Here is a 16787-nt window from a genome sequence, read left to right as displayed (position 1 = left end):
TGGATGGAATGAGGGGGCATCGGGTCGGTGTTCAGACGGCGTGCTGTGCGTCGTTGTGACCGGCCTGCGCGCGGCCGAGCCGGCAGCGCAGGAACTGGACGACGCCGTCGAGCAGCGGCGGATGGGCGAGCAGGGCGGCATGCGTGATGCCAGCGAAGCGCTCGACCTGCGTGTGCACACCGGCGGCGATCAGCGCCGCGGCATATTTCTCGGCTTCGCAATGCAGCAGGTCGCGTCCGGCGGTGGCGATGTAGGCTGCCGGCAGACCGGCCTGGCGGCACGACTCCAGCGGTGCGGCGTAGGGGTGCAGGCGTTGCGACAGCTGCGGCAGGTACTGGCGGTAGCAGTCGGCGCAGTCTTCGGCGCTGAGGTCGGACTGCAGCCGCGCGGCGTCTCCGGTGCGCGTCATGCTCGGGTCCAGCATCGGCCCGATCAGCACCTGCACGGCGATGTGTACGTCCTGCCGGTCGCGCGCGATCAGCGCCAGGCTGGCGGCGAGGTTGCCGCCGGCGTCGTCGCCGGCGACCGCGATGCGCTGTGCGTCGGCGCCCAGCGTGGCCGCGTTGTCGGCGGCCCACAGCGTCGCCGCGTAGGCGTCCTCGGGCGCGGCCGGAAACGGGTGTGCCGGCGCCAGCGCGTAATCGACCGACACCACGACCGCGGGCAGCGTCGCCGCGATATGGCGCGCCGGCACGTCGGCGTCGTCCAGCGATCCGCCGACGAAGCCGCCGCCGTGCAGGTAGATCACCAGCGGCAGCAGGGTGTCCGAACGCGGCTGGTAGATGCGCAGCGGCAGGCGGCCGTGCGGGCCGGCGATGTCGATGTTGCGCACGTGCGGTGCAGCGGTGCCGTGCGCGTCGGGGTACAGCAGATTCATGCGGTCAGTCCTGCCGGCCATGCCGGGGTCAAGGTGTGACCGGATTCTGTATGTTGGCTCGTTGTGGATAAACTGGTCTAATCTGGTAACACTGTTCGCTGAGTGCGAATAATCGGACGGGGTCCGGTGCGCACTCGCTTGCCCACCCTTGTCCGGAGTTGCGCCATGGATCGTTTCCAGGCCATGCAGGTGTTCACCCGCGTCGTCGATTCCAACAGCTTCACGCGTGCCGCCGACAGCCTCGGCCTGCCGCGCGCCACCGTCACCACCGCGGTGCAGAACCTGGAAAACCTGCTGCAGGTCCGCCTGCTCAACCGCACGACGCGGCGCATCAGCCTGACACCCGACGGCGCCGCGTATTACGAGCGCTGTGCGCGCATCCTGGCCGACGTCGAGGAGGCCGAGGCGTCCTTCCGCGAGGTCGCGCGCGGGCCCAAGGGCCGTCTGCGCATCGACGTGCCGGCGCCGGTCGGGCGGCTGGTGCTGATTCCGCGCATGTGCGAGTTCCACAGCCGCTACCCGGACATCGAACTGGCCATCGGCATGGGCGATCGTCCGGTCGACCTGGTGCGCGAAAGCGTCGATTGCGTCATCCGCATCGGCGAACTGCAGGACTCGACGCTGGTCGCGCGACGCATCGGCACGATGGAGACCGTCACCTGCGCGTCGCCCGATTACATCGAGCGCCACGGCGAACCGCTGGCGCTCGCCGACCTGCAGCAGCACCGCGCCGTGCACTACTTTTCCAGCCGTACCGGTCGCATCTACGACCTCGATTTCGTCGTCGATGGCGACGTGACCGAGGTGAAGGTGCCGGGCAAGGTGTCGGTGAACGACGGCGACGCTTATGTCGCCTGCGGGCTGCAGGGATTCGGCCTGATCCAGCCGCCGCGCTTCATGGTGCAGGCCCACCTGCAGTCGGGTGCCTTGCGCGAAGTGCTGCCGCAGTGGCGGCCGTCACCGATGCCGATTTCGGTGGTCTATCTGCAGAACCGTCACCTGTCGCCCAAGGTGCGTGCTTTCGTCGACTGGGCGGCCGAACTGTTCGGACGCTGCCCGATACTGGGCGGCTGCGACCAGACCTGCGGCAAGGCGGAGCCGAAGGACGGCGACATGCGGCAGGCGATACTGGGCTTGCAAGCCGTGGAGGCTGGCAGCTACTGATCGCGGCATGGAAGTTGTCGGGTCGCAGGCTTCGCTCCGGGCCGCTGTCGGGGTCGGAAGACCCCTCCCACAGAACCTCGGCTCCGGATAGGGCTGCGGGTCAGGCGCAATACCTGTGGGAGCGGCCTTGGCCGCGACGCGGCGGGTGCTGGCCGCTGGCTTCGCCCCGCGCAACTGCGGTGCCTGGATGTTCACCGGCCTCGCCGCGGCGGGAAGTACCACCATGCCGCCAGCACCCCCAGCGCGAACAGCGAATAGGCGAGCGTGAACACCCAGAACGGCGCTTCGTAGTAGAGCAGGCGCTGCACCCAGTGCTCGATGAAACTGGCACGGTAGGTCGCTTCGCCGGCCTGCCGGCGCAGCCATATTTCGAGCGTGGTCAGCGGACAGGCCTGACCGAGCCAGGCCTGCGCGACGACGATGCCGATGGCGGCCAGATGGGCCAGCCGGAAGGACAGCGCGTTGACCCAGCGCCAGCGCAGCCGGTTACCCACGATCACCATCAGCAGTCCGCCGACGACGAAATGCACGACGGCGAAGTGCAGCAGCAGCACGGCATCGGCGAGCAGTCGGTAGGAGGGCGAGAGGAGCATTAGGGATCGATCACAACGGTTCCATGAGTGTGTGTCCCCCCGCGCTGCAAGTCTCGTCTACGGGATCAGGCATTTGACCAGCGTCAGGGCGGTCCGTCCCGCCGGTCCGCGTCGATCCTTCCTTCGACTCCGGCGTCGGATTGCGGATTTTGGCCACTCCACTCGATATCGGCTATCGGCTGCTTCCAGTCGGGCGAGTCCGGTATCAAAAACCAGAGCGATGCCTGAACTCCAGAAGCATAGTGCTCCCAGCCCACGACCCGTAACCCGAAGTGGGCATTGATGCGTGCTTCGATGTCGTACATGTATTTTCCGCAGTGTTGAACCCATCTCATATTCAGCGCGGCTATCCAGAGCAGGGCGATCGCAGCGATGGCGGCTGCCGCGACGACTATCCAGCCGTGTCGCCACTTGTCGAGTTGATCTGCCGCAGGCACGGCAAAGGCTGCGATGCCTCCTCCATAGGCGACATGTGAAAACGCTGTGCGCAAGCGTTCCCTGACCTCTTCCTTTAAGTGGTCATACTCTCTCAAGACCACTTCGATAGCGCCGTCCGGAAGCTTTGTGTAGACAGTCATTGGACGAGCTCCTTCGGGATTGGATGCTGATTACAGTGTGGCCTGTGCTGATGAATCTCGACGTTTCTCTGTTTCTCTCTTTGTCCGATCTCATGGCTGTTGGGCCGCGGCAGTGTCCTCGCGGTCGTGTGCGGCCCTGTAAAGGCCGCACGCCAGACTTCGCATCGAGTGATTGCGAATGATGTTTGCCTTTGGATCAAAGTTGTAGCGATATTCCCAGACCGACGGATGCTCGGTGTACGGCGCCAGACGGCTTGTGAAGAGGCGGATATACGCCAGGACTTCGCCGTGCTCGAATATCCGGTTGATTCGCAGTCCATTCGCGTTGTGCGTACGGGGAGGATCTGGCGATGAGTACCAGCCCGTCACCGGGGACGGATCGAATGCAAATACTTCGGACACTCGTGGACCGCGTGCGTGTAAGGGATCCTGCTTGAAGGTGTATGCAAAATGCTGGGCGAGTCCGCCGCCCAGTGAGTGACCTGTCGATACGATCCGAATCGTGTCTCCGTTGGGGTGGCGCAGCACATCGGAATCGGCTGTGAGCAGGTAAGTCTGAGGATTCGAACGCAGGCGCTCATGAAACTCCTCGGCCACTTGGCGTGCGGTAAACGTGTACTGATCCTCATGCCCAGGAATGAAACGGAGAAACCAGCGGAGATTGGCCGTCCAGTCAGGAATCTCCAGAAAGTTCGTTCCTTCGAAGACCACGACGATCTCCCGCGGGCGGGCTTCCTTCTCCAGAACGAGAAGGTAGAGGCCCTTCTTTCGCATGGCCCGGGTTAGTGTCGCGCTCGGAAAATCCGCCCATGCCGTCCAACCGGCCGGCATGGGCGGCCTGTTCATCGTTCCGCATGCAGCAACCTTCTCACCTTCGGCGGCATCCGTTGAGACCTGCCTGTCAGCCATGGAGCGCAGCCGTGCTGCCTCGTATGCATAGTCGCTCATTGCGGCGTACTGCCACTGCACCCTTGCATGAGGTTCCGCATCAGCCGGTTCATCGTACTTTCCTTTGCGCGGATCACGGACCAGTACCTGATGCGATTCCTGAGTGAACGTCGCACATCCCGAAAGTCCGGCTCCGAACGCAAATAGAGATGCAAGGAAGGCGCAGGTTCGATTCAGCATGAAGAGCCTCATGTCGTATGTCACGTGGTTCTGGGTGTAAGGGGGCGAGATGCCCCTGCTACCTCGACATCGTATGCCAATTGCGCGTGCGTGCAGCCGCATCGGAGATGTCGTGCGAGGCGCCGACGGCATCCGTCGCGCCAAGGGAGTTCTCGAGCCCCGCCAGCTCCCCGGTGCACGTGAATTCGTGCGTGCGGTCGTGTCATGCCGGTACCGGCTAGATGTCAGATCCGCAGCGCCGGATAATCGATGCGGATCTGTCGTGGGTGATTAGCCGGGAGGACGCATGAAGGACGTGAAGGCGGTGGTGTTCGACGTGTTTGGCACGCTGGTGGACTGGCGCACCTCGATCGCGCGCGAATTGCAGGCTGTGTTCGGCGATCGCGCCGATGCTTTTGCGCTGGCCGATGCGTGGCGGGCCGAGTACCAGCCGGCGATGGAGGAAGTGCGCGCCGGGCGCATTCCGTTCTGCAAGCTGGACCGGCTGCATCGGCGCAACCTCGACATCGTGCTCGCCCGCGCTGGGCTGGACGACTGCGACGAGGCGACGCGCGTCGCGCTGAACCTGGCCTGGCACCGCCTCGATGCCTGGCCTGACGTGGCGGAGGGGCTGCAGAGGCTGCGACGTGATTACCGGATCGCGCCGTGTTCCAACGGTCATATCGCACTGATGGTGAATCTGGCGCGACGCAACGGCTTTGTCTGGGACGCGGTGCTCGGTGCCGAGCTGGCGCGCGACTACAAGCCGCGGCCGGTGGTGTATCTGGCGGCGGCCGACGCCTTCGATCTGGCGCCGGCGCAGACGCTGATGGTAGCCGCGCATTCGTCCGATCTGGCAGCCGCCGCCGCGGCCGGTCTGCGCACCGCCTTTCTGGCGCGACCGGACGAGTTCGGGTCCGGGCGGGGCGAGAAGACGGCAGCGGTAACGGTCGACCTCTCGGTAGCCAGCGTGCCCGAACTGGCGCAGGCGCTCGCCGCATTGCGCTGAGTGATCAGCGCGCGTCGGCGCCGGCCGCGGTTCCCGCCGGTGCGCGCAGGATGCGCGCAACGAGCAGGCTGGCGCCCGCCACCAGCACCGCGCCGCAGGCGGCGGTGAACTGCAGCGCGTCGGTGAATGCGGCATGCGCGGCCGACAGCAACGCAGCGCCCGCGGGCGTCGGCAACTGCGCGGCGGCGGAAACCGCACCGCCTATGGTCAACAGCGCACCGGTCGACAACGCGGCCGGCAGATCGTCCGGCATGCTTCCGCTCAACAGGTGACGATAGATCAGCGTGCCCAGACTGCCGAACAGCGCGATGCCCAGTGCGCCGCTGAACTCGGCACTGGTTTCCGACAGTGCCGCGGCTGCGCCGGCGCGTTCCGGCGGCGCCGAACCGACGATGATGTCGTTGCCTATCGTGAACACCGGCGCCATGCCCAGACTCATCACGACGGTGGCGGTGACCAGCACGGCGAGGCCGTGCGGGCCATCGATCAGCGTCAGCAGGGCGAAGCCGACGGCGGTGATCGCCATGCCCCACACCAGTATCGACACCGCTGAAACGTGACGCGCCAGTCGCGGCGACAGCAGCGAACCGAACACGAAGCCGAGCGACCACGGCAGGATGGCGACGCCCGCCTCCAGCGGCGACAGGCCGAGCACCAACTGGAGATGCTGGGCGATGAAGATGTAGACGCCGAACATCGCCAGGCAGGACAGCGCGTAGGCGGCCACTGTGGCGCTGAAGGCAGGGCGGCGGAACAGGGCGACGTCGAGCAGCGGGTAGGCGATGGTCCGCTGACGCCGCACGAACAGCACGCCGAGGCTCACGCCGGCCAGCACGGCGATGAGCGCCAGCGCATCGGGGCCGAGCGTCGCCGCGTGCTTCAGACCGTAGATCGTGCTCAGCACGGCGGACAGGGACAGCGCGACGCTGGGCAGATCGATGCGCCCGGCGTGTTCGTCGCGATATTCAGGCAACAGAGTGGGGCCGAGCAGCAGGAGCAGCGCCATCACCGGCACTGCCAGCAGGAAGGTCGAACCCCACCAGAAGTACTGCAGCACGACGCCGCCGATCAACGGACCGAGCGCACTGCCAACCGAGAAGGCGGTGATCCAGATGCCGATGGCGAATTGCCGTTCGTGCTCGTCGTGGAACATGTTGCGGATCAGCGAGAGCGTGGACGGCGCCAGCGTGGCTCCCGCCACGCCGAGCAGGGCGCGCGCCGCGATCAGCGTGCCGGGACTGCTGGCGAATGCGGCCAGCACCGAGGTCAGCGCGAAGGCGGCCGCACCGGCCAGCAGCAGGCGCCGGCGGCCGATGCGGTCACCCAGCGTGCCCATCGTGATCAGCAGGCCGGCCACCATGAAGCCGTAGATGTCGACGATCCACAGCATCTCGGCGGCGCTCGGCGCGAGATCGGTACTGATCGCCGGCAGCGCGAGGTTGAGCACGGTCAGGTCCATCGCATAAACCAGACAGGGCAGGGCGATCACTGCGAGACCTGTCCACTCGCGACGGCCGGCTTTCGGGGTGGTCTGAACAGAAGTCATCGGATGGAAGAAGGGCGTCTTTCGGCACGATGGCGCGTCGGACGCTGCAAAAGAAAACGCCCCCGGCCTTGCGGCCGGAGGCGTTCGTGCTAACCGAGCGGTGAAGCTTAGTTGGCGGCGAACGGGTGAGCAGCGGAACCCTTCTTGGCAACCACTTCAGCAGCGGTCGGGGTGCCGGCAACTGCACGGGCGATCGATTCCTTGACAGCGCGGTAGTTGAAGTCCTGGATCTTCGCGTCGTCGTCGGCCAGCCAGTGGATGAACACGCCAACGCAGATGAACAGGTTGTCGGCTTCGTCAGCCGGGATCGTGCCGTCAGCAACGCTGTCAGCCACGGCCATTGCAACGCCGCGCTGTGCCGGGCCAAACATCTGGACGGCTTGCTTGGCGCCCTTGATGGTGACCTTGTTGAACATGACGGTGGCCGGCTTGCAGACCAGGTTCGGAGCGACAACGGCCAGCAGGGACGTGAAGCCGTCCTTGTTGTTGACCAGTGCGTTTGCGAACGCGGCTTCAGCGGCGCTGCCACGCGGGCCCATGATCAGATCGATGTGAGCAACTTCGTTGCCGTCACCAACCAGGGATTCGCCAACACACAGACCGTTAATCTTCGCCATATTGAATCTCCTCATTTACAAGGCAGTTATAGGGGGTAGATCCCCCCCGGGGTGGTAACCCATGTTCCGGGGTGCGAAACACAGGATCAAAACTTCTTCTTCTGCTGCTCTTCATGCCGCCCTTCGATCCAGTCGAGCACGCCGCCCATGAAGGCCGTCACGACGGTCAGATCGGCGCTTGTACCGGGGTTGATTCCGGCTGATTTGAGCTCTGCGTCCCATGCCATCAGCGCGTCTTGCATCATAACCGGATCGCCACATTGTTCAAGCCGAACGTACATCTGGACGCCCTTTTCGCGTATCAAGCGCGCCGTTTCCGCACCATGTTTGCGCGCGATATGGGTGTCGGGAATCAATGCGAGACAGAACATGAACACTGTGGTCGCTGCCCATGCTTCACTGCACCATCGACGACGCGCTGCAACATACTTCGGCAGCAGATGATCGAACACCAGAGCATGACCGCTTGCGTAAAGCGAGGCGATGCTGTCCCGGTGCGCCGCCAGCTGCATTGCTTCGAGCAGCGTGATCACCGGGGCTTGGGCAACGTCGTGCTCGGCGCGTTCCCCGATGCCTGCCGGATGTGCCAGGCGGATTGCCGCATACGCGTGTGACGCGTCGATGACCGTCAGTCCGGCCAGTGTGCGCTGCAGCGATGCGCGGAGCGTTTCGTCGCTGTTTCGATGCAGTGCGGCATGGGCGATCGGCGCACAACCGAGCACGATGCCCAGATTGGTGTTGCAGCCGACCGCCTGCCAGGTGGCGCGCATCGCGTCCTCGATGCGCTCGCCGACTGTGGCGTCGGGACGACACAGCGGTGCGGCAGCGGCCCGTGCACTGGCGATGAAATCATCGACCTGCATGCGGTGACCGTCGCCGTGCAGGCCGACGTTGCCCGGCTTGAGCGCCTCGACGTCGAGCCGGCAGGCACGCTCGAACAGCGTGGCGAGCTGCGCCGCCGCTGGCGTACTCAGCATGCGATCACGCTGGCGCCCGGAATGCGGCGCAGCAGGTCGTCGGCCAGCAGTTGCGCGATGTTCAGCGGTGTCACGCTCTGCAGGCCCTTCCAGGCCGGAATGCTGTTCACCTCAAGCACGGTGAGCTCGCCGTGGTCGTCGCGCAGGATGTCGATGCCGGCGTAATCCATGCCGCAGGCGCGGGTGGCGTCGACGGCCAGACGCATCAGCGCGTCGTCCGGCGACACCGGAATCGCCTCGCAGACGCCGCCCTGGGCGACGTTGTTGAGCCAGCTCTTGCCGCGGCGCAGCATGGCAGCGACCGGCTTGCCGTCGATCACCATGACGCGCCAGTCCGACCACTCGCCGACGCTGTCGCGCGAGCGCGCGCTGTAGCGCTGCATGTACCAGACATTACCCAGCGTCTCGGCCGCCGGCAGCGCATCGCCGGCTTTCAGCCGCACGATGCCTTCGCCCTGCGAGCCGAACAGCGGCTTCACCAGCACGTCGTGCCCGGCAGCGAATTCGCGCATCAGCACCGCGCGCGCCTCGGCTTCCTGTTCGGTCACCCAGGTCGGCGGCGTCGGGATGCCGGCGTGATGCAGCAGCACGCTGGTCATCGCCTTGTCCACGCTCTTCTCGATGGCGCGCGCGTGGTTGTAGACCGGGATGCCCAGCTCGCCCAGGTAGTGCAGGAAATCCATGCGCAGCACCACCTGCTGCAGCGAGCCGCCGGCCACGCCGCGCACGAACACCGCCTGCGGCAGCTTCTGTTCGAAGCCCGGCATCACCACGCCGGAAATGCCGCGCTGCAGATCGATGTGGCAGTCGCCGAGGCTGACGTAACGGGCCAGCAGGCCGCGCGCGCGGAAGGCCTCGCGCAGCCGGGCGCCGTGCCAGCCCGGCTCGTCGGTGACGATGGCGATGTCCGCCTGCTGCACGTTCATGCCGATTACTTGCCCTCGCCGAAGGACTTGGCCAGCAGTTCCGTGTTGATCTGGCCGGCGCGGAAGCTCTTGCCGGTGCGCAGATTGCTCACCACCACTCGGGCCGGTGCGAACAGCATCGGGTCGATCTTGTAGAAGTCGTACTTCACTTCCTTGAACACTTCGGCGAACGGACGGCCGTAGTCGCGCGAGGCGGAGGAGGGCAGCTTCTGCGCCAGATCGGCCGCAGCGTCGTCTTCGCAATCGACATAGAGCTGGGCGACGCCGCCGAACAGGATGGCGTCGTTGGTGCGGCCCATCGCGTTAAGGAAGTCGGGCGCCGGCGGTGCGATCGGTGCGCTGGCCGAGCCGTCGACGATGTGCTGCAGCGGGAAGCCAAGCGCATGCACCTTGTGCAGCGCCACTTCGAGCACGCGGCCCACCACCTGCACGGTGCCGGCGAGGCTGCGCGTCGGCGTCAGGATGAGCGTCACGCCGTCGTCCGGCACGTTGCAGTCGCGGCGGATCTTGGCCAGCACTTCGGCCGGCGGCTGACGGTCGACTTCGAGCACCAGCACGGCGTGCTTCGCGTCGTCCTTGTAGCCCAGTTCCTTGTACAGCGGTTCCTTCACCGCCAGCGCGCGGCCCGGACCCGAACCCAGCGCGTGGAAGGCCTCCTTGCCTTCGCCGTGCGACAGGCTCCAGCCGGCGTACTGGCTGGCCAGACAGGCGACGACCGGGTGCGTCGAATGCACGTTGATGATGAGCGGCCAGTGCGCTTCGCGCGTGTTGAAGGTGGCGGTGCCGAGACCACCCATGCAGATTTCGGTGATGCGGCGGCCGGCTTCGATGCCGCCCGGGCAGTTGATGCCGGCGTCGATGACGCGGCCGCCACCGGGCAGCGGCTCGACCTTGATGCGCAGCGCGTCGGCGTCGCGCACCAGACCCTCGACCAGGGCCATCACATGCTTGCCCACGCTGGGCTGTGCGCCGGTCAGCACCGGGCCGTGTTCAGGGTTGCTCATCTTCAGTTCTCCTCACGAAAGGGCTGTTGTCGTCATCTGTCCGGCGAAAAGGCCGGGCGTGTCCAGAAGTTGTCGTTCGCGCTGCCGCAGTTGCCGGCTGACGGTGGTGCCGTCGCGGCCAGCGGCGAGCACCGTGCACAGCGGCATTGCGCGCTCCGTCGTGCTGCCGGCTGGCGGCCGGTCGGCGCTCCAGGCCGGCCATGCCGCATCGTCGCCGATAAGCAACGTGTCCGGCGCATACACCACGCGCAGTCCGCGTATCTCGTCGCCGGCCAGCAGTTCGATCTCGTCGAGCCGGCCTTCGCAGGCTGCGACGTGGGCGGCGAACAGGCCGCCGGCCGCGCGCTCTTCATAAAGCATCATCGTTGCGGTGGGCCGCGGGTTGATCTCTATCAGTACCGCGTGCTCGCCGTCGAACACCAGATCCGCGCCATTCAGACCGCGCAGACCGAACTGCTGCGTCAGTGCAACGACATCGCGCGCCAGCCGCGCCTGCTGGGCGGGACTCAGCGGCAGATCGCCGACCGCCTCGCACCAGGCGTAGGGACCGGCCACGCTGCCCGGATACTGGCGCGTGACGCCGACGATGCGCGCGTCGTGACCGTCGGCGAGAAACAGCACCGACGCCGGCACGCCGTCGATACGGCGCTGTGCGAACCAGCCTTCGACGATCTGTTCGCCCGCACGTGCGGGACGCACGCCGATGCCACCACAGCCGCCGACGGGTTTCATCAGCCAGTCTCCGTCAGCCACTGGACCCGACACGGCGACCTCCGCGCAGCGAATACCGGCCCGGTGCGCCGTCTCTGCGAGATCCATCGGTGCCTTGCAGCGGGCGACCGTGGCGGCGTCGTTACCGACCACCGGCGCGATCGCATCGAGTTCGTCGAGCATTGACGGAATGGCCTCGAAACCCGAACCGGCCACAATGCCGCGCCAGTTGCCGGCCATCGACCGGACCAGCGCCAGCAGTCGCTGATCAAAGCGATCGCCCGACAGAGCGCCGCGTTCCAGCCGGCAGGCCAGTCGTGCAGTGTCGCTGTCGGCGAATGGATCGATCACGTCGCACTGCCAGCCGGCGTCGACGCAGGAACGCGCAAGCGCCCGCGCGCTGCCAGCGACGATGAGCCAGTGCGACACCGGCCCGCGCTCCGTCGGCGATTCCGCCTCAGGCGACCAGATCGCGTGCGGTAGCGAAGGCGTCGCGGAAATCGAGATAGACCGGCTTGTCGGTGTTGATCATGCGCTGGAACAGACCGCGCTGGCACAGGTACTTCACGTTGCCGATGGCCAGTGCGCCGATGCCGACGGCCTTGCCCGATCCGGCGCCGAGCGGCTTGCCGTCGTCCATGACGCCCAGCCCTTCGATGCCCGCCGGCGGAACGGCGTTCACGTCCGCAGCGACCAGCAGCGAGCGCGCGTTCTGGAGCTGGGCCTTGCTCAGCACCTGGATGCCTGCCTTCGCCGTGCACAGGATGACGTTGGCCTGGGGCATCAGGCTTTCCTTCTGTTCGTTCGAACCCGCTTCGACCGGCTCGACCGACGAACCGTAACGGGTATTCACGACTTCCGAGGCAACGCGGGCGCGCATCGCGCTCGAATGACTGCCGACCAGCACCTTGGCGCCGGCGCTGGAAGCCAGCACTGCAGCGGCGGTGCCGACCGGGCCGGTACCGCCGAGCACCAGCACGGTCTTGCCTTCGAGTTCGGTGTTGTGCGCCTTGCGCAGCTGACGCTCGACGCAGGCGACGAGGGCGGCAGCGGTGGTGAAGGCGCCCGACGGGTCGGCGAACACCGACACTTCGAACGGCGGCACCATGGCGCCACGGCAGGCGTCGAGCATGTCGGCCGCCAGACCGATGTCACGGCCGCCGATGAAGATGCCGGTGCGCTTCACGCCATTGGGGCCGCGCGAGAAGATGGCGTCCTGGGTGAGGCCATAGATCTGGTCGAGGCCGACGCCGGAGTAGGGCATCAGCACCTGGAAGCCGGCGTCGCACGCCATGTTCACATCGAAGGGGCTGATGTTGTTGGTGGGGCTGAACATGTGCAGGATGTACGGGTTTTCCATGATCTCTCTCGCTCTTTCCGCCCGAAGGCTGGCTGCTCTCTTACGTCGTTATGGGGTGCGGTGACGCACCTCTCCTCTAATTCCCGGTCTGCACCTGCGGCATCAGCCCGGCAGTTCCGTCCACTGCGCACCTTCGTTGCGCGCAGCGCACACCATCAATTCCAGTCCCTCCGCCTGCGCGAACCGTGTGCGCGCAGCCGCCACCATGGCGTTCGCTTCGGCTTCCGACGGCGCCAGCGCGAAGCCGGTCGGTCCCCAAGAGCTCTGACCGATGCAGGCCGCACCGAGCCCGGCCATGTGTTCCGCGACGCTGCTCACCAGCGCGCTGGTGTAGCGGCCACCCTGTGCCGGCGCGAAATAGTCGCCGACACAGTGCTGCAATTCGTTGATCGCGGCACCGAACATGTCGATGTCGCGCTCGGCCAGCGCCGGCAGGGCACGCATCAGCACCAGCCGGCTCAGGCGGTCCGCCAGCCCCGCCTTGTAGGGCGGCAGCACGCGGAATGCCTCCTTCTCGGCCGCCCCGTGCAGACCGCGACAGGCGTTATCGAAGATCAGCACCATGCGCCACTCCGCCGGGAACGGCATTTGCGCGACGATGGGCGGTGGGGCGTCCAGCGCACCGCGGCCGCCATCGACGATGAAACCGCCGCCATCGAAACTGCCGATGCCGATGCCCGAACGCGCACCCCGGTCGAGCAGGCCGGCAACGTCGCGCGAACTCAGCTTCAGCCCATGCAGACGCGCCAGCGCCATGCCGACGGCGAGAGCAAGTTGTGTGCCGGAGCCCAGTCCGGAGTGCGACGGAATGGCGCCGGTGATGTCGATGCGGGCGGGGGGGAGATTGAAGCGTTCGCAGATGGTTGCGGCGTAGCGGCGCGCACGCTCGGCGTCGTGGCCGCTGACAGTCAGCGCCGTGGCCGGGCGGATCTGCAGGGTGGTATTCAGACCTTCCAGCGTCAGGCCGACGCTGCCGAAGCGTCGCCCGAGACTGCCATCGAGGTCGACGAACCCCATGTGCAGGCGAGCGGGAGCCCGGACTTGCAGGGCGGCGGCGGTCGCGTGCGAGGCGTTCATCCGATGGGTCTGTCGTTGCGAAGGCGCGGATTATCCCAAATTCGGCGGCCTCACTGGCAAAGGCTTTTGCGACGGTGCCGGAAGCCGTTCAAGACAGTCGGGTGACGGTCGTTTACGGATCGCGCTGTCACGCATGTGAAACAGGTTGACCGCGGTGCGGTCTGTCCTGCCGGATGCTGCAGTGCGGTGCGCGAAGGCGCGCCCGTCGCAGGTTTGCGCTTGTTGTATCGTTGCGGGCTGCGGGTTCTATCAACCGGATGAAACGGATGACTCATGACGAATGAAGCGACTTCGACCGTCGTCACCGAAGTGGCCTGTCCGCTGTGCGGGCACGCCTGTGACGACCTGAGCGTCGATACCGCGGGCAGCGGCCTGACGGTCGTGGCCAACGGCTGCGACAGGGCGCGCGACGGATTTGCTCGACTCGGTGGTGTTCCGACGAACGCTTCCGCCCGCATCGACGGCAGGCCGGCATCGCTGGAAGAGGCCTGTGCGGAAGCTGCGCGCATCCTCGCGGGGGCGCAGCAGCCGGTGTTCGGCGGCATGGCGCTGGACCTGAACGGTGCGCGCGGCGCGATGGAACTGGTCGACCTGGCGGGCGGCATCGTCGAACACATCAACAACGAATTCGGCTGGCGCGCGAGTCGCGCCGTGCAGGACGGCGGCGGCATCAACACGACGCTGGCCGAGGTGAAGAACCGCGCCGACCTCATCGTGCTGTTCGGTACCGACGCGGTGTCGCGTCAGCCGCGTTTCTTCGAGCGCACGGTGTGGGTGAAGGAGTCGATGTTCGACTTCGATACCACCAGCCGCCACATCGTCTATCTGGGCGCCGGCCTGAACACTGCGCCGGGCGTGTCGCCGGACGGCCGTCAGCCCGACGTGTTCGAATTCGACAAGAAGCGCATGCCCGAGGCGCTGTCGGTGCTCAATGCGCTGCTGGCGAAGCAGCCGGTGGCCGGTGAGGCGCCGCTGGGCATCGCGCTTGCTCGCTGGCAGGCGCTGGCGGACGCATTGCTGGCGGCGAAGTACAGCGTGCTGGTGTGGACGGCGTCCGCATTCGACACGCCGCAGGTCGACATGAACGTCGGCGCCATCGCGGCGATCGCCCGCAAGCTCAATGTGACGACGCGCTGCAACGCGCTGCCGCTGGCCGGCAACGACGGCGATTCGACGATGGGTGCGGTGCATCTGTGGCAGACCGGCTTCCCGATGCGCACCAGCTACGCCAGCGGTACGCCGAAGTTCGACCCGCTGCACAACGGCCTGTCGCGCCTGGTCGCCAATGGCGAAACCGACGCGCTGGTGTGGTTGTCCAGTCTGAATGACACGGTTGCACCGCCGGCGACCGGCCTGCCCACGGTGGTGATCGCACCGCCGACGCAGAAGCTCGATACGGAGCCGCATGTGTTCATTCCGGTGGCCACGCCCGGCATGCACCTGACCGGGCATTTCGTGCGCACCGACAAGGTGGTGTCGCTGCCGTTGCGGGCGCTGAAGAAGTCGTCGCTGCCCGCGGCGGAGCAGGTGACGGCCGCCATCGTGGCCAAGATGAAGGAGGTGGGAGCGTGAGTCTGATCAAACTGACCGGTGGCCGCGTGATCGATCCGGCCAACGGCGTGAACGACCAGGTGCGCGACATCTACGTGCGCGACGGTCGCATCGTCGCCGGACCGAACGAGCACGAGAAGATCACCGCCGAGTACAACATCGCCGGCCGCATCGTCATGTCGGGGGCCATCGACATGCACAGCCACATCGGTGGCGGCAAGGTGAATATCGCGCGCGAAATGCTGCCGGAAGATCACCGCGGCGATCCGCTGGAGCGCACCGAACTGACCCGTTCGAGCTGCGGTCACGCAGCACCCGGCACGCTGGCGGCCGGTTATCGCTACGCCGAAATGGGCTACACGGCCGCCTTCGAGCCGGCCATCCTGCCGATCAACGCGCGCCAGGCACACATGGAAATGGGCGACACGCCCATTCTCGATACCGGCGGTTACGCCATGCTGGGCAGCGACGATTTCTTCCTGCGCATGATGGCGGCCAAGGAAGATCAGAAGGCGATCAACGACTACGTCGCTTGGACGCTGAACGCGACCCAGACGGTCGGCATCAAGATCGTGAACCCGGGCGGCATTTCGGCCTTCAAGTTCAACCAGCGCAAACTCGATCTCGACGAACAGAACGCCTACTACGGCATCACGCCGCGCGACATCGTCAAGGTGCTGTCGCGCGCCGTACATGATCTCGGCGTGCCGAAGCCGCTGCACGTGCATGCCAGCAACCTCGGCGTGCCGGGCAACGTCGACACCACGCTGGGCACCATGGACGCGGCCGAAGGCCTGCCCATCCACCTGACGCACATCCAGTTTCACAGCTACGGCACCGAAGGCGACCGCAAGTTTTCCAGTGCCGCGGCGCGCATCGCCGAGGCGATCAACCAGAAGAAGAACGTGACGGCCGACGTCGGCCAGATCCTGTTCGGTCAGACCGTCACCGCCTCCGGCGACAACATGGTGCAGTACCGTAACGCCGACCACGGCTCGCCGAAGAAGTCCGTCATCATGGACATCGAGTGCGACGCCGGCTGCGGTGTCGTGCCCTTCAAGTACAAGGACCAGAATTTCGTCAACGCGCTGCAGTGGGCGATCGGCCTCGAAATCTTCCTGATGGTCGATGACCCGTGGCGCGTGTTCCTGACCACCGACCACCCGAATGGCGCGCCGTTCACGACCTACCCGCACCTGATCAAGCTTCTGATGGACCGCAGCTTCCGCAACGCGATGCTGGACACGATCAACCCCGATGCGCGCGCGATGAGCAACCTCGCCGGCCTCGACCGCGAGTACTCGCTTTACGAGATCGCCATCATGACGCGCGCCGCGCCGGCAAAGCTGATCGGTCTGGCCGATCGCGGCCATCTGGCGCCGGGTGCTGCGGCCGACATCGTCGTCTACAAGGAGGACGCCGATCGCGAGCGCATGTTCGAGAAGCCGGAGCTGGTGTTCAAGGACGGCGAACTGGTGGTGCGTGACGGCCGCATCGTCAAGGTGGTGCGCGGCAACACGCACGCGGTGAAGCCGGAATTCGATCGCAGCATCGAGAAGAAGATCGAACCCTACTTCCAGCGCTACCACTCGGTGCGCATGAACAATTTCAAGATCAGCGACGACGAACTGTGCGAGTGCGGCGGTGGCAGCAAGCTGATTGCCCATGCATGCAAGAAGCGGGGTTGAGC

16 protein-coding genes are annotated in these 16787 nt (G+C 66.1%); 4 read left to right on the top strand and 12 right to left on the bottom strand.

Features of this window, described 5'->3' with window-relative positions; genetic code table 11:
* Positions 1-31 precede the first annotated feature (31 nt).
* Positions 32-877, bottom strand: coding sequence for an alpha/beta hydrolase (locus tag AC51BJ_RS15615; protein WP_496280825.1), 846 nt, complete (start codon positions 875-877; stop codon positions 32-34).
* Positions 878-1042: 165 nt separating this feature from the next.
* Here AC51BJ_RS15615 and AC51BJ_RS15610 point away from each other — a divergent pair, with 165 nt between their 5' ends.
* On the top strand, positions 1043-2041 hold the full coding sequence (locus tag AC51BJ_RS15610; protein ID WP_496280824.1) for a LysR family transcriptional regulator: 999 nt from the start codon (positions 1043-1045) through the stop codon (positions 2039-2041).
* A gap of 191 nt (positions 2042-2232) precedes the next feature.
* On the opposite strand, the gene AC51BJ_RS15605 is transcribed toward AC51BJ_RS15610, so the two are convergent.
* The 3 genes from AC51BJ_RS15605 to AC51BJ_RS15595 all read right to left on the bottom strand — a co-directional run bounded on the left by AC51BJ_RS15605 (position 2233) and on the right by AC51BJ_RS15595 (position 4340).
* A complete protein-coding gene (locus AC51BJ_RS15605) occupies positions 2233-2634 on the bottom strand; it encodes a DUF2784 domain-containing protein (RefSeq protein WP_496280823.1) in 402 nt (133 codons plus the stop codon).
* Positions 2635-2717: 83 nt separating this feature from the next.
* The gene (locus AC51BJ_RS15600; protein ID WP_496280822.1) at positions 2718-3212 is read right to left on the bottom strand and encodes a hypothetical protein; all 495 of its coding nucleotides are present in this window, start codon (positions 3210-3212) and stop codon (positions 2718-2720) included.
* Positions 3213-3302: 90 nt separating this feature from the next.
* Complete coding sequence (locus AC51BJ_RS15595; protein WP_496280821.1) at positions 3303-4340, bottom strand: lipase family protein; 1038 nt, start codon at positions 4338-4340, stop codon at positions 3303-3305.
* A gap of 286 nt (positions 4341-4626) precedes the next feature.
* On the opposite strand from AC51BJ_RS15595, the gene AC51BJ_RS15590 reads away from it, so the two are divergent.
* Positions 4627-5328 (top strand): haloacid dehalogenase type II, encoded by a 702-nt coding sequence (locus AC51BJ_RS15590; RefSeq protein ID WP_496280820.1) that lies wholly within the window; start codon positions 4627-4629, stop codon positions 5326-5328.
* Between the two features lie 4 nt (positions 5329-5332).
* On the opposite strand, the gene AC51BJ_RS15585 is transcribed toward AC51BJ_RS15590, so the two are convergent.
* The 8 genes from AC51BJ_RS15585 to AC51BJ_RS15550 form a co-directional block, all read right to left on the bottom strand.
* Positions 5333-6874: an MFS transporter gene (locus AC51BJ_RS15585; RefSeq protein ID WP_496280819.1), complete on the bottom strand. Its 1542-nt coding sequence runs from the start codon at positions 6872-6874 to the stop codon at positions 5333-5335.
* A gap of 107 nt (positions 6875-6981) precedes the next feature.
* Positions 6982-7491: a formaldehyde-activating enzyme gene (fae, locus tag AC51BJ_RS15580; protein ID WP_019918611.1), complete on the bottom strand. Its 510-nt coding sequence runs from the start codon at positions 7489-7491 to the stop codon at positions 6982-6984.
* An 86-nt stretch (positions 7492-7577) separates the two neighbouring features.
* Complete coding sequence (locus AC51BJ_RS15575) at positions 7578-8468, bottom strand: triphosphoribosyl-dephospho-CoA synthase (RefSeq protein WP_019918610.1); 891 nt, start codon at positions 8466-8468, stop codon at positions 7578-7580.
* Positions 8462-9394: an ATP-grasp domain-containing protein gene (locus tag AC51BJ_RS15570; protein ID WP_496280818.1), complete on the bottom strand. Its 933-nt coding sequence runs from the start codon at positions 9392-9394 to the stop codon at positions 8462-8464. The genes AC51BJ_RS15575 and AC51BJ_RS15570 overlap by 7 nt, the downstream gene beginning before the upstream one ends.
* Before the next feature lie 5 nt (positions 9395-9399).
* Positions 9400-10398 carry a methenyltetrahydromethanopterin cyclohydrolase gene (gene mch / locus AC51BJ_RS15565; protein ID WP_296810798.1) on the bottom strand — a complete coding sequence of 333 codons (999 nt, stop codon included), beginning with the start codon at positions 10396-10398 and terminating at the stop codon, positions 9400-9402.
* A gap of 12 nt (positions 10399-10410) precedes the next feature.
* Positions 10411-11538 (bottom strand): ATP-grasp domain-containing protein, encoded by a 1128-nt coding sequence (locus AC51BJ_RS15560; RefSeq protein WP_496280817.1) that lies wholly within the window; start codon positions 11536-11538, stop codon positions 10411-10413.
* A 28-nt stretch (positions 11539-11566) separates the two neighbouring features.
* The gene (locus AC51BJ_RS15555) at positions 11567-12469 is read right to left on the bottom strand and encodes an NAD(P)-dependent methylenetetrahydromethanopterin dehydrogenase (RefSeq protein ID WP_019918606.1); all 903 of its coding nucleotides are present in this window, start codon (positions 12467-12469) and stop codon (positions 11567-11569) included.
* Positions 12470-12571: 102 nt separating this feature from the next.
* Positions 12572-13546, bottom strand: coding sequence for a beta-ribofuranosylaminobenzene 5'-phosphate synthase family protein (locus tag AC51BJ_RS15550; protein WP_496280816.1), 975 nt, complete (start codon positions 13544-13546; stop codon positions 12572-12574).
* Between the two features lie 273 nt (positions 13547-13819).
* On the opposite strand from AC51BJ_RS15550, the gene AC51BJ_RS15545 reads away from it, so the two are divergent.
* Both AC51BJ_RS15545 and AC51BJ_RS15540 read left to right on the top strand, forming a co-directional pair.
* Positions 13820-15118 carry a formyltransferase gene (locus tag AC51BJ_RS15545; RefSeq protein WP_496280815.1) on the top strand — a complete coding sequence of 433 codons (1299 nt, stop codon included), beginning with the start codon at positions 13820-13822 and terminating at the stop codon, positions 15116-15118.
* Positions 15115-16785, top strand: a complete 1671-nt coding sequence (locus AC51BJ_RS15540) for a formylmethanofuran dehydrogenase subunit A (RefSeq protein WP_496280814.1) — start codon at positions 15115-15117, stop codon at positions 16783-16785. Before AC51BJ_RS15545 ends, AC51BJ_RS15540 begins: the two co-directional genes overlap by 4 nt.
* Positions 16786-16787: the final 2 nt, after the last annotated feature.

Source organism: Methyloversatilis sp. S146-33, from assembly GCF_059552495.1.
This window is presented reverse-complemented; position numbering and strand designations above follow the sequence as displayed.